This window comes from Streptosporangium sp. NPDC049248 (assembly GCF_040678965.1).
Classification (GTDB): domain Bacteria; phylum Actinomycetota; class Actinomycetes; order Streptosporangiales; family Streptosporangiaceae; genus Streptosporangium; species Streptosporangium fukuiense.
In genome coordinates this window covers 25453-37552 of record NZ_JBFAQY010000051.1, presented here as the reverse complement: position 1 = coordinate 37552, position 12100 = coordinate 25453, and the positions used below count along the sequence as shown (strand labels likewise).

Below are 12100 nucleotides of genomic sequence, written 5' to 3'. Positions count from 1 at the left end.
CGTTGTCGAGCTCCACACAGTCCACGACCGCGCCCGCCTCGACAGCAGCCGCCGCGATGTTGCCGGTACCGGCTGAGGCCAAGGATCAGGCGCGCCGCCAACGCCAGTACGGGTCGCTGCTCTTGTACAGGCACCGGTACTTGCGGTTGGTGACCTTGGCATACCCGTACTTTCCGTGTGCGGCCTTCGGGCAGAAGGCGCCCGGGGTGATGCACCGCCAGACCTTTCCGTCCTGCCGATACTGGCAGGCGGTGTGAACACCTGCGGAAACGGCAGGGGCCTGGGCGTGGAGGGTCGCCGCCGACGCGGGCAGGGCTACGGCGGCCGGTGCGATCAGGGCGCTGCCGACCAGGGCCGCCGACACGAGCAAGTTCTTGAGCAAGGGGAGGCTCCGAAGGGAGGGAATGTGTGCTCTTCTTATGACTCCTGGCAGGCACAGCCGGTTTGCTGGGGATGTGTTAAGAATCCGGCTTTTTCCAGTGGCTACGAGCTCGGCACGCCGTGGCGGTTGGCATCGCTCGCCAACGACGGCGCCCACGTCGGAGGCACGCGGTGACCGGACTGCAGCATTTCTGAAGGCGCCGCGGACGCGTCCATGAAAGGCCGAGGTGCGACACCAGTGCGCCTTTTCGATGGGACGAAGGTCGCCGCACCGTCATCCGCGCTGAACTGGACGCCCTCTTCTTTCACCTTTACGGCATCTCCCCTGACGACGCCGCTTACATCCTCGACACCCTCCCGATCATCAAGCGCAAGGATGAGGCCAAGTACGGCACATACCGCACTAAGGACCTCATCCTCGCTGAGTACGACCGCATGGCCGCAACAGGCGTGAGCCTCATCACCCCCTCGTCGACGGCGAGAATTACACCTCCACCCTCACCCCGCCCTCGGGCCACGGCCCCTGCCATCCCGTGGCACACACCGCAGCCGCCGACCGAACGGAAGACGAAGGAGTTTGAGGCCCGGCGAGCACCCTGAGTTCCGGTGACATACATGGCAGGCTGTTTCGGCTGCGCGTTCGGTATACGTACATGAGTATTCGCCGAGGGGAAGCACTGTTTGGTCCACCGCAGATCTATAGGCAGCTTTTCATCGCCGCTAGAATTGGAATAGCGTCGATCTTTTCTTGGCTCAAGCTGTCCCAGTAGAGTCCTTGCGGTCGGCGCTGTGGTCCACACTCGATGACCTCATCCGGCGTCACGATCAGATCGACGCTGAAGTCATGCTTGGTTTCCGGCAGTTCATCGTCGACCACCTGCAGAGAGTGCACCGTCGTCACGATTGTTGTCTTCGGCCCGATCAACCCCGCCTCTTGTAGCAGGGCTACTTCGATATCGGAGTAGCCGGCGCCCTTACCCAGCCGGACGCCACGCCGGTTGACCGCGACACTGCCGCACACGATCAGATCGACCGGCCGCATATCGTCCACGCCGATCTTGCGTGCCACGGTCGCGGCCACCTTGCTCGACGCGGCTTCGGTCGGGGGTACGGTCAGCGTCGCCGGATCGAGCAGGTAGAACGGCAGTTCCTCGGCCAGCTTGGGCACGGCCATGTAGACCAACCGGCCCTCGACAAGCGCCCGCACTCGGACCGGAAGCTGTGCCTTATCCGGTACGGACTTGATGACCTGGGCGGCCTGCCACATGGGCAGTTCGGCCAGGCGGTCGGCGGTGGCCTCGGCTCCGAAGAAGGTGGGGATGCGGCCGTGGACACCGGGCGGCGCGGCCCGCTCGCGCTCCAGCAACGCCCATACTCGCTCGCGGATCGCTTGTTTGGCCTGGTCGGTGCCCGAACTGGTCAACTTCGCTCCCTACGCCGCTGCCATAAGGGTGAGCAGACGGTCGTACACGTCCTGGACGATCGGCATCCGCCGCCAGGGCCGCAGTTCCCGGCCCGCTCCGAAGACGATGCCGAGCCCACCGCCACCCCAGGGCCCCGGCGTTCCCGAGTTCTGATGCGGTATGGCGACGTTGAGTGTTTGGCCAGGTGGAGTACGAAAGAGCGCGACTTCTGCTGATCTTTCAGGTCTCGAATCCGAAGATCGTCGCAGGAGTCGCGCTCGTGTCCCCATCTTCCCTGACCAGCTCTCGTCTCGTCCCTGCTCTTGACCAGCTCGCCGACCTGGCATTGTGGGAAGCCGAGCTGGCGGCCGATCCGATCATGGTGGAATCGGCGTTGATGCGCCGGTTGGCGACCGTGCCCGATCGCCGCTCGGCCTGCGGACTGCGGCATCCGCTGGTGGTCATCTTGACGTTGACCGCATGCGCGACGCTCGTGGTCGGCAGCGACAGCATCGCGGCGATCTGGCAGTGGGCCGCCCGCACTTCGCAAGCCGTGCTGGAGCGGCTGGGCGCTTACCTCGATCCGTTCACCGGCCGGTTCGTCGTCCCCAGCGAAAAGACCTTCCGCCGCGTCCTGCCCGACCTGGACACCGACGCGCTGGACGCGGCGATCAGCGGCTATGTGGCTGACGTGGTCCGCCGGCAGGCACCCATGCCGCAGATACCCCACACCCCCGGACCGCCTGAGCGGGAGCAGCGACGCGCAGCTCAGCGGCAGCGCACGCATCCCGCCCCGGACGGGCTGCTGCCCGGCGCCGCCCTCGACGGCAAAGCGCTGCGCGGCGCCCGGACGGCCGATGACGGCCGAGTCTTCCTCGTCGGGGCGATCAGCCACGAGCACGGCGTGATCCTGGGCCAGTGCCAGGTCGCTGACAAGCGGGGTGAGGGGCCGGCCGCCCGAGCCCTGCTGCCGCGGCTGGAGGTGGCCGGGATGGTGCTGACCCTGGACGCGCTGCACACCACCAAGGCCACCGCCCGCCTGATCACCCAGCAGCTGGGCGCCCACTACATCCTCATCCTGAAGGGCAACCAGCCACTGGTCCGTGCTGCCGCCCAAGCCCTGCTGATCGGCCCGGACGCCGACTGGACCGACACCACCGCCATCGACGACGATCACGGGCATGACCGCACCGAACGCCGCACCATCCGCACCACCCCCGCCGATGAGTCCCTGTTCCCCGGCGTCCGGCAAGCCTTCCGGCTCCGCCGCGACATCGGCGACCCGGACGGCGTCTGGACCAGCAAGGAAATCGTGTACGGCATCACCAGCCTGCCCGCCGACCTGGCCGGGCCTGCTCATCTCAACCACTACGAACGCGCGCACTGGGGCGTGGAAAACCGTCTCCACTGGGTCCGCGACGTAACATTCCGGGAGGATCACTCCTAGGTCAGGACGGGGACCGCGCCCAGAGCCCTGGCCAGCTTCAGAAACCTGGCGATCAGCACCGCCCGTCTGGCAGATCGGGCCAACATCGCCCACGCACGCCGAGACCTCCTCGACCATCAGGACGCCTTCGCCGTTTACAACATCTGATCAACTAACGGGAAGGCAGACATAGCGAATCAACGCCGGGGCCGTGGTTGAATCCAGGGACCATAAAGCCATCGTCATCGGAAGTGTCGAGGGGTTCGAACAGGGGCGAGATATATACGACATCGAAGGTGACCCCTATCCGGATAAGCGTGTGGTCATGCACGTTCGCGTCGACTCCACCATAAAGGACAACGGGATTGTCAGTGACGGTCGCGTATATGTCGACCTGGACCAGGGGGCTTATATCAAAACGGAAAGCCCAGCAGGTCTCTTGACGATTTCTGAAAGGCCATACCCGCCGGTGTGAAAGTGATGCTGTTCCTCTTCTCGGATCGGCGAACGGCCTTGCGGATCGAAGGGGCTGAGAACGGCCTGCCGAGTGGTGCCGTTCTGGCGGTCCCGGACCCCCAGGGGATGGTCTTCGACAACGGCTCGAAGCTCGTGGGTGGACAGGAAGACCTGGAAGGCGAGTGGAAGGCGATGGGGAGCGTCGACGAAGTCGCCCTCCGGGTGAAGAAGGCGCTGGGCCTCGAATGACCTGATGACCCACAGGCAGAGCCCGGATTACAGGGGGAGACCTCAGACCACAGTCGTCGCTGAGGGCAACGTGTTCGGCTACATCGCCGGTGGCAGGGGGATGGTGTAGAGGGCTCTCTTCCCGCTCAGCCATTGGTGGTCGATGAACCGGCCGCTCATGCGGCCGGTGAGGAAGAGGTAGGTCTCCAGGCAGACTCGTCCGTGGTGTTCGGGTTCGACGATCCAGGATCCGGAGCGCACGACTTCGGGGGACTCGGGGCAGCCGACTTCTCGGAGGTAGGGCTCGAGCATGGAGCCGGGTTCGGTGATGACCTCTCCGTACCAGCGTTGGGTCGCCCAGGCGGTCGTGGTGCCGTCGCCGTAGAGGAGGTCGTAGACGTAGGCGTTCATGGTGCGGATCTGGAGGAAGCGCAGGCCCGCGTCCGTCAGGCCGGTGGTCACCGGGGGTGGGCCGCTGATGGTGAGGGCGTGGGTCCAGCCGTCGGCGTGGGGGCCGAGCCAGGCGCGTTCGGTGAAGGCCATCGGCCGGTAGTGGGTCATGGCGGTGGCGAGGTCGCAGTCCTGGCGGGAGGTGAGATCCGCGCCAAGCAGGGCGGCCACCGCGTCGGTGTCGCCTGATTCGATCCAGGTGCCGGTGAATCCGCGGGCCATTCCCGTACCGCGCAGGAGCTCCCATTGGTCATTCACGGGGCCATGCTCCGTTCGGGATGCGGCAGAGCAGTCCCGGTGTGGTGAACCAGGTGTCGTCGATGAATCTGCCGGTCGTGTATGCCAGCGCGGCGAGGTAGAAGTTCATCTCCTGGGCGATGTCGGAGGAACCGACGAGACCTGCTCCCTCCTGCCGAGGGCGGTCCCAGTGATCCGCGGGGATGTCCTCCCACTCGCCCCCGTTGACATAGACCGGCTCGCTGAATTCGCCGTCGTCGTAGGTCAGATGGTAGGCCCGGCCGTTCAGCTGCGGGAGCGATTCAAGGGCACGCCATGGGAATGATCCGGACACGGTGAACATCTTGATCCAGTTGAGGCTCTGCTCGGACACCCACACGACGTTCTCTTCCGAGTAGGGGAGATACCACCGACGCGCCTGGTTCAGGTCGCAGGCGAGTGTCTCCTTCTCCGCTCGCAGCGCGGTGACCGCCGCGCGGTAGTCGGGTGCCTCGACCCACGCGCACTCGAACCTGTCCGCCAGACCTCGCTCTTCGAAATACGACCACTGGTCGAGTTTTTCGCGGCTTGTCATGAGGCTCCCATTAATACTTGCACCAGCTGTAGCTGTACTACTGATTATCCGCCTGGAATAAACCTCGTTCATTTCTTGGTTCCGCGCACTTTGATGCGGTTTATGATCTTGACGATCCTTCGTGGTCATACATATTCCGCGCATGCTTTCAGTATCGCCAGGCGTGCTCGCTGGCCGGGACTGCCGCCTCCGACTCGCGAGGCCCAGTGAGACGCGAGTTCGGCGGCTTGCCTTTCGTTCGGGTCGAGCGCGCCCAGCAGGGCATGCAATACTGCGGTTTGATCCGAGGGTGTGCCTGGAAGATCGTGTCGCCCACTCTGGAGGGCGAGTTCTTGCACCTGCTTCCTCAACTCTGCAGTAATGAGCCTGGAGTCTAAAGTCGCCGCCAACACGCTGTGGATCACGTCACTTCCGAGACCCGCGATTTCCACTGCGATCCGCGCACACAACTCCGCGGTCTTCCTGCAGTGCCCATGCGGATCGGCAACGATCTCCGCGATTTCCGGATCCGTCGCGACGGGGTGATCGCGCAGGTTCTCCGGCAATACTTTACGAGGAGCCCTCCGAATGATGTAGCCCTCATGAGGTTCTGTGAGCCACTCATCACCGAGTCGCATTCCCGTGACCCGCTCAGCCAGCGCGTAGGCGGCCTCCAGCCAATTTTCGCCAGCGGAGTCCGCCCGGCACGGCAGATCTCCCATCAAAGCTTCCAGTGTGCGAATTTCTGGCTCATCGTCACTGATGTGTTTGACTCGAAGGGGATTGCCGCCGTCTCGGGAGTACTGCCACTCAGGACTGCCGCCGCCGAAAACACAGAATGCCTCCCCATGGGCGGAAAGTCGGCGTATGACCTCCGTGGCGGTGGTTTCCTGGCCGCTGGGCTCGACTGTGATCGTCCATCCAGATCGAGTGCCAAGGAGAACGATCGGATCCTGTTCCTCGGCGGATGACGGGTCATGCCGATCCCTGTACTCGGAGGCCTCGGAGAGGGTCCACCTACCCACCGGCTCCGCTGAATTTCCAAAACATGAGGCAACCTCCGCGACATCCGGAATCCTGCTCCAGGAGACACAGGTATAGCTGCGTAGATCGAAATGGATATCGAGCAGCTTTCGGTAATGCTTGATCTCCTCGATGATCATTCGCCAATCCACTCATGACTGTCTGACCGTAGATGAGGCCGGTCTCCATTATGGTCGGACATGGAGACCGGCCTCATCTCAGCAGCAGCCGGTGCTCGCTGCGGCGCCGGCCGGCTGATCCGGGGCCTGCTCCGCGGCCGGCCCGCAGGCGCACGGGGCCGCGGGGTCCTGATCGGCGGCCGCGGACTTGCCGAGGACGTCGGCGTCGGCCTTGACCACGTACACCTCCCACGGCTCGGCGCCGGGGCCGGTCACCCACACCTTGTCCTGCAGGGCGTAGCAGCAGGAGGTGTCGTTCTCTTCGAAGGTGGCGAGCCCGGCGTCCTTCAGTCGCTGGGTGGCCGCCTCCACCTGGGCGGTGTCGGTGACCTCGACGCCCAGATGGTCCAGGCGGGTGTCGTGACCTTCCTCACCCTCCAGGAGCACCAGCTTCAGCGGCGGCTCGGCGATGGCGAAGTTGGCGTAACCGGGGCGGCGCTTGGCGGGCTCCACGCCGAACAGCTTGGAGTAGAAGGCGATCGAGCCCTCCAGATCGGCGACGCGCAGGGCGAGCTGGACACGGGACATGGTGGTCCTCCACGAGGTTCCGGCGGGTGGTGGCGGTCACCACCCGCACCGCTGTTTCGATGGATATCTATTCAGTGGGTGTCGTCAGCTTGCAATGCTGCTTAGAGATCTGTCAACTTAGAGCTATGTCGAAACAAGCGCTGCCGATCGTGGACCTGGCCGGGACCGGCGAGACCGGGCAGGTGTGCTGTGCGCCGCTGGCGTGCGAGCCGCTGAACGCGGTCGAGGCCGAGGAACTGGCGCCGTTGTTCAAGGCGATCGCCGACCCGGTGCGGCTGCGCCTGCTGTCGCTGATCGCCTGCCACGAGGGCGGCGAGGCGTGCGTGTGCGACCTGACCGGCGCCTTCGAGCTGACCGGGCCGACCATCAGCCACCACCTGAAGGTGCTACGCCAAGCCGGGCTGATCGACTGCGAACGGCGCGGCACCTGGGTCTACTACTGGGTCAACCCGGGCGTGCTGGCGCGACTGTCGGCGATCCTGGGGCCGCGCATGCCGGCGATGGCGTGAGCGGCGCCGCGCAGGCACCGTCCACCCCGGCAGGGGCCGAAGCGGTGCCGCCGGGGCGGTTGTCGACGCTGGACCGGTTGCTGCCGGTCTGGATCGCCGCCGCGATGGCCGCCGGGCTGGTGGCGGGCCGAACGATCCCCGGTCTGGGTGCCGCTCTGGAGGTCGTGCAGGTCGACGGCATCTCGCTGCCGATCGCGCTGGGCCTGCTGGTGATGATGTATCCGGTGCTGGCCAAGGTCCGCTACGACCGGCTGGGGACGGTGACCGGTGACCGGCGGCTGCTGGCCACCTCGCTGGTGCTGAACTGGGTGGCCGGCCCCGCGCTGATGTTCGCCCTGGCCTGGCTCTTCCTGCCCGACCTGCCCGCCTACCGCACCGGCCTGATCATCGTCGGGCTGGCCCGGTGCATCGCCATGGTCGTCATCTGGAACGACCTGGCGTGCGGGGACCGGGAGGCCGCCGCCGTGCTGGTCGCGCTCAACAGCGCCTTCCAAGTGATCGCCTTCGCCGGGCTCGGCTGGTTCTACCTGGTCGCGTTGCCTGGCTGGCTCGGCCTGCCCGCCGCCGCGCTGGACGTGTCCACCTGGGACATCGCCCGCTCCGTGCTCATCTTCCTCGGAATCCCGCTGGCAGCCGGGTACCTCACCCGCCGCCTGGGGGAGAAGACCAAGGGCCGCACCTGGTATGAGACCCGTTTCCTGCCGAAGATCGGCCCGGTGGCGCTGTGGGGGCTGCTGTTCACCATCGTGATCCTGTTCGCCCTGCAAGGCGACGCGATCACCTCCAAGCCGTTCGACGTCGCGCGGATCACGCTGCCGCTGCTGGTCTACTTCGCGCTCATGTGGGTCGGCGCCTTCGCCCTGGGCCACCTGGTCGGTCTGGGATACGCGCGCACCGCGACGCTGGCGTTCACCGCGGCGGGCAACAACTTCGAGCTCGCCATCGCGGTCGCGATCGCCACCTTCGGCGTCACCTCCGGTCAGGCCCTGGCCGGGGTGGTCGGCCCGCTGATCGAGGTGCCCGTCCTGCTCGCGCTGGTCTACCTCTCCCTGGCCCTGCGTCACCGCCTCACCCGCGTTTAAGGAGCCTTCATGTCCACAGTCCCCGAGGTTTTGTTCGTCTGCGTGCACAACGCCGGACGCTCCCAGATGGCCGCCGCCCTGCTGGAGCAGCACGCCGCCGGAGGTGTCACCGTCCGCTCGGCCGGATCCGCCCCCGCCGACTCCATCAACCCGGCCGTCATCACGGTCATGGACGAACTCGGCCTGGACCTGACCCGCGCGTTCCCCAAACCGCTCACCAGCGAGGCCGTCCAGGCCGCCGATGTGGTCATCACCATGGGCTGCGGCGACGCCTGCCCGATCTTCCCCGGCAAACGCTACCTGGACTGGCAGCTGGCCGACCCGGCCGGCCAGGGCATCGAGCAGGTACGCCTCATCCGCGACGAGATCGACGCCCACGTCCGCGCGCTGCTGGCCGAACTGGTCCCCGCCGCAGGCCGGACATGACCACCACCGCGGGGCCGCGCGTCACGGCCATGACCGCGAGGCATGGCGCCCAGGTGCTGGCCATCTACCGGCTCGGCATCGACGAGGGCCAGGCGACCTTCGAAACCACCGTCCCGACCTGGGAACACTTCGAGGCGGCCAAGCTGCCCGCGCACAGTCACGTCGCCGTCGACGCCGGCGGTGACCGGGACGGTGACCGGGTGCTGGGCTGGGTCGCGGCGGCCGCGGTCTCCGACCGGTGCGCCTACGCCGGGGTGGTGGAGCACTCGGTCTACGTCCACCCCGCCGCCCGAGGCCGCGGTGTCGGCTCCGCGCTGCTCGCGGCGTTGATCGCCTCCACCGAGGCCGCCGGAATCTGGACGATTCAATCCGGCGTCTTCCCCGAGAACACCGCGAGCCTCGCCCTGCACGCACGCGCCGGGTTCCGGATGATCGGCACCCGCGAGCGGATCGGCCGCCACCACGGCGTCTGGCGCGACGTCGTGCTGATCGAGCGCCGCAGCCCGGTCATCTCCTGACACCACCTCCGAGCCCGTCGGCGGGCCGCCCTTCGGGTGAGGAAGGCACTGGGCGCCGACTGACCTGACGACACACCATCGGCGTCCGGACCGCAGAGGAAACCTCATCTACGCCAAGGGCAACGCTCCACACGCGGTCCACCGCGTCCGGCACGCCCTCGAACTGAACCAGCCACCGGCCAGGTTGCTCACCGAGGTGAGCAACCTGGCCCGGCGGCTGGTCACGGTCATGCCCGTATAGCCGTGCTCGTCAGCCGAACTCGCCGTTCCTGACCCCGCTGGCGAAGGCGGACCACTCCGAGGGGGTGAAGATCAGGCCCGGCTTGTCAGGGGCTTTCGAGTCACGTACCGCGACGATGCCGGGAAGGTTGCGGGCGACTTCCACGCAGTTGTTGTTGTCACCCTGACTGAGGGTGCTCTTGAGCCATTCGGCGCCGGACAGATCCATCGGTGCCTCACAACCGGTCGATCAGGTTGATCGTGGCCATGCCGGTACAGCGGGCCTGTCAGGCGAAGTCGCCGTTCCTGACACCGCTGACGAACGCGGACCATTCGTCCGAGGTGAACTTCAGGACGGGGCCGCAGGGGTCTTTGGAGTCCCGTACGGCCTGGCCCCCACCGGGGAGCGCCGCGACCTCGACACAGTTGTCACCCGAGCCGGAAAGTGAGCTCTTTCGCCATGTCAGGGGGTAGGGCTGGGGAGTGTTCATGATCGCCTCTCAGTTCAGTCGATCGATCAAGTCGGTCAGACGCGCCACAGATGATTCTGGACTGAGCGCAGATGACCGTATGAGGTCGAAGATGAGCTTATAACGCTCAATCTCTTCAGGAGACTCCAGGTAAAGGTCACTTGTTGCGGTTTCGATGTAGACGATGCTCGGATCACCCTGGTCTCGGAAATTTAAGATTGTGAATGCACCGTCCATTGCAGCGTGAGCTCCGGCAGAGTCGGGAAGGATCTGCACGTAGATATTTGGTTTGGTGCTTATTTCGATGATGTGCCGCAATTGTTGCCGCATCACCGATGGGCCGCCTATGGTTTTGGTCAGCGCGGCTTCGTCGATCACTGCCCACAGGGTAGGACGTGTTTCGTCACGCAGGATGGTTTGTCTTGCCAGCCGTGCCTCCACACGGCGACTAATTTGCGGACTTTCCATCACTTGGCCACCTTTGAACATTGCTGTGGCGTAGTCCTCGGTCTGGAGCAGTCCCGGCACGCGAAGATCCTCATACGTGTTGATCAGGGACGCTTCTGCTTCGAACCCTGCCAGGGAACCACGCCAGATGTCTTGATAGTTGGCCCACCAGCCCTTTTCTCTCGACTGGCGGGCCAGCGTCAGGATGGCCTCACGTTGTGCTCGATCCGTCACTGAGTAGAGATCCAGAAGCGCCCGGATGTTTCCTAGATCAGGTCTGGTCCACTTGTTGGCCTCCATCTTGTTGAGACGACCACGTGACCACTCCAGTCGGCGCCCTGCTTCTTCGACGCTGAGTCCGGCTTGCTCGCGTAGACGAATGAGTTCGGCGGAGAGGCGGCGTCGGCGGACAGTAGGACTCGCCATCATTTCTCCCTTTATATTGCAAATGGGACATAATCCCGCATCGAAACTATCGCCTTGAAAATATCTACGTGATCGGTCACGATGAAGATAGCACTCGTAGCGCTGTGTGATGGCGGTCGCTCATGAATGATCATGCATGGCTCGTAGAGAAGCGTGTCGACCATGTGTATGCGCGGCACGTTGTTCATGGAGATCAAGGAAGTGCGGAGACCCCGCTGCATACCTGATCACAATTCAGGCTGACGGTAGAAGCGCTCACGGTTCTATTTGGCGCGTGACCAGGAGTGCTTGCTGTACCGCTTATCGCAATGCGCTCGTTTCGATCACAGCGAGGGAAGACAATCCCCGGCGTCCTCGGGCCTGGTGACGCAACCACCGGCCCGAGGACTGGATCAAGAAATCGGAGTCCCCTGATCTATGAAGAACCCTAACGCTGTCCCTCCACATCCCATAAGGGCTGACAACAAAACGCGGGAGGCATGCTGGGATCTGCCCGCTGATCCCGAAGCGGTCGGTAAGGCGCGCGGCCTCGCACATGAGGTCCTCACCGCCTGGGACATGTCCTCCGTGGCGGAGAACGTGACCATGGTGGTGTCCGAGCTGGTGAGCAACGCGATCCTGCACGGCAAGGCGCCGATCACCCTCGCCCTGTTTCAGTACGGGCGGGTCGTGCGGGGGGAGGTCACCGACCACAGCGCCGGGTGGCCGAACCCGGTCCCGGCCGGTCCGGAGGGGGAGCACGGTCGCGGGCTGGCGATCGTCACGGCCTACGCCGATCGCTGGGGCGTCGTGCCGGCGTCGGAGGGCAAGCCGGCGGACGGCAAGACCGTCTGGTTCGTCTGCGCGGAATGGAGGTCCCGGTGAGCGGTCCGCTGCCCATTCCGGACCTGCCCGACGGGGTGCGCCTGTGTGCGGGGTGCGGCACCCACATCGTCACGCTGGCCGCCGCGGTACGCCTGATCTGGGCCGACGTCACCGACGACACGATCTCGGCCGAGACCGTCGAGCAGATCACCGCGCCGGTCACCGACATCTGGGTCGACGTGCTGTGCAACCCGTCCTGCTCAGCGGGCGACCACGAGCCACGCTCGGGCTGACCGCGATGTCACCGCGCCGGTTTTGGGCGCCGAGCCGGTCAT

Annotated in this window: 17 protein-coding genes; 8 read left to right on the top strand and 9 right to left on the bottom strand. The window is 65.3% G+C overall.

Going from position 1 to position 12100, the window contains the following annotated elements; all coding sequences use genetic code 11:
* Positions 1-85 precede the first annotated feature (85 nt).
* Entirely contained in the window at positions 86-382 is a 297-nt protein-coding gene (locus AB0K21_RS43220; RefSeq protein WP_364158765.1) for a hypothetical protein, read from the bottom strand.
* Between the two features lie 696 nt (positions 383-1078).
* Positions 1079-1804: a 5-formyltetrahydrofolate cyclo-ligase gene (locus AB0K21_RS43215; protein ID WP_364158762.1), complete on the bottom strand. Its 726-nt coding sequence runs from the start codon at positions 1802-1804 to the stop codon at positions 1079-1081.
* A 173-nt stretch (positions 1805-1977) separates the two neighbouring features.
* Between AB0K21_RS43215 and AB0K21_RS43210 the strand changes: the two genes are divergently transcribed.
* Positions 1978-3231: an ISAs1 family transposase gene (locus AB0K21_RS43210; protein ID WP_364158759.1), complete on the top strand. Its 1254-nt coding sequence runs from the start codon at positions 1978-1980 to the stop codon at positions 3229-3231.
* A 450-nt stretch (positions 3232-3681) separates the two neighbouring features.
* Entirely contained in the window at positions 3682-3915 is a 234-nt protein-coding gene (locus AB0K21_RS43205; protein ID WP_343969506.1) for a hypothetical protein, read from the top strand.
* A gap of 78 nt (positions 3916-3993) precedes the next feature.
* On the opposite strand, the gene AB0K21_RS43200 is transcribed toward AB0K21_RS43205, so the two are convergent.
* The 4 genes from AB0K21_RS43200 to AB0K21_RS43185 all read right to left on the bottom strand — a co-directional run bounded on the left by AB0K21_RS43200 (position 3994) and on the right by AB0K21_RS43185 (position 6864).
* Positions 3994-4602, bottom strand: coding sequence for a hypothetical protein (locus tag AB0K21_RS43200; protein WP_343969509.1), 609 nt, complete (start codon positions 4600-4602; stop codon positions 3994-3996).
* Positions 4595-5155, bottom strand: a complete 561-nt coding sequence (locus AB0K21_RS43195) for a hypothetical protein (RefSeq protein WP_343969512.1) — start codon at positions 5153-5155, stop codon at positions 4595-4597. Before AB0K21_RS43195 ends, AB0K21_RS43200 begins: the two co-directional genes overlap by 8 nt.
* 125 nt (positions 5156-5280) lie before the next feature.
* On the bottom strand, positions 5281-6297 hold the full coding sequence (locus AB0K21_RS43190) for a hypothetical protein (protein WP_364158754.1): 1017 nt from the start codon (positions 6295-6297) through the stop codon (positions 5281-5283).
* A 78-nt stretch (positions 6298-6375) separates the two neighbouring features.
* Positions 6376-6864 (bottom strand): ArsI/CadI family heavy metal resistance metalloenzyme, encoded by a 489-nt coding sequence (locus AB0K21_RS43185; RefSeq protein WP_364158751.1) that lies wholly within the window; start codon positions 6862-6864, stop codon positions 6376-6378.
* A 125-nt stretch (positions 6865-6989) separates the two neighbouring features.
* Between AB0K21_RS43185 and AB0K21_RS43180 the strand changes: the two genes are divergently transcribed.
* The 4 genes from AB0K21_RS43180 to AB0K21_RS43165 are packed head-to-tail and all read left to right on the top strand — an operon-like array spanning position 6990 to position 9399.
* The gene (locus AB0K21_RS43180; protein WP_343969521.1) at positions 6990-7373 is read left to right on the top strand and encodes a metalloregulator ArsR/SmtB family transcription factor; all 384 of its coding nucleotides are present in this window, start codon (positions 6990-6992) and stop codon (positions 7371-7373) included.
* Complete coding sequence (arsB, locus tag AB0K21_RS43175) at positions 7370-8455, top strand: ACR3 family arsenite efflux transporter (protein ID WP_343969524.1); 1086 nt, start codon at positions 7370-7372, stop codon at positions 8453-8455. The genes AB0K21_RS43180 and arsB overlap by 4 nt, the downstream gene beginning before the upstream one ends.
* A 9-nt stretch (positions 8456-8464) precedes the next feature.
* Positions 8465-8881: an arsenate reductase ArsC gene (locus tag AB0K21_RS43170; protein WP_343969527.1), complete on the top strand. Its 417-nt coding sequence runs from the start codon at positions 8465-8467 to the stop codon at positions 8879-8881.
* Between the two features lie 29 nt (positions 8882-8910).
* Entirely contained in the window at positions 8911-9399 is a 489-nt protein-coding gene (locus tag AB0K21_RS43165; RefSeq protein ID WP_343969530.1) for an N-acetyltransferase family protein, read from the top strand.
* A 250-nt stretch (positions 9400-9649) separates the two neighbouring features.
* Here AB0K21_RS43165 and AB0K21_RS43160 read toward each other — a convergent pair whose 3' ends face one another.
* From AB0K21_RS43160 to AB0K21_RS43150, 3 genes are read right to left on the bottom strand one after another with little or no spacing between them, the layout of a single operon-like run.
* Complete coding sequence (locus AB0K21_RS43160; protein WP_343969532.1) at positions 9650-9847, bottom strand: DUF397 domain-containing protein; 198 nt, start codon at positions 9845-9847, stop codon at positions 9650-9652.
* A 58-nt stretch (positions 9848-9905) separates the two neighbouring features.
* Positions 9906-10109: a DUF397 domain-containing protein gene (locus AB0K21_RS43155; protein WP_343969535.1), complete on the bottom strand. Its 204-nt coding sequence runs from the start codon at positions 10107-10109 to the stop codon at positions 9906-9908.
* Between the two features lie 9 nt (positions 10110-10118).
* Positions 10119-10964, bottom strand: coding sequence for a helix-turn-helix transcriptional regulator (locus tag AB0K21_RS43150; RefSeq protein ID WP_364158744.1), 846 nt, complete (start codon positions 10962-10964; stop codon positions 10119-10121).
* 414 nt (positions 10965-11378) lie between these two features.
* Here AB0K21_RS43150 and AB0K21_RS43145 point away from each other — a divergent pair, with 414 nt between their 5' ends.
* Positions 11379-11825 carry an ATP-binding protein gene (locus AB0K21_RS43145; protein ID WP_364158741.1) on the top strand — a complete coding sequence of 149 codons (447 nt, stop codon included), beginning with the start codon at positions 11379-11381 and terminating at the stop codon, positions 11823-11825.
* Positions 11822-12058: a hypothetical protein gene (locus AB0K21_RS43140; RefSeq protein WP_364158738.1), complete on the top strand. Its 237-nt coding sequence runs from the start codon at positions 11822-11824 to the stop codon at positions 12056-12058. The genes AB0K21_RS43145 and AB0K21_RS43140 overlap by 4 nt, the downstream gene beginning before the upstream one ends.
* Positions 12059-12100: the final 42 nt, after the last annotated feature.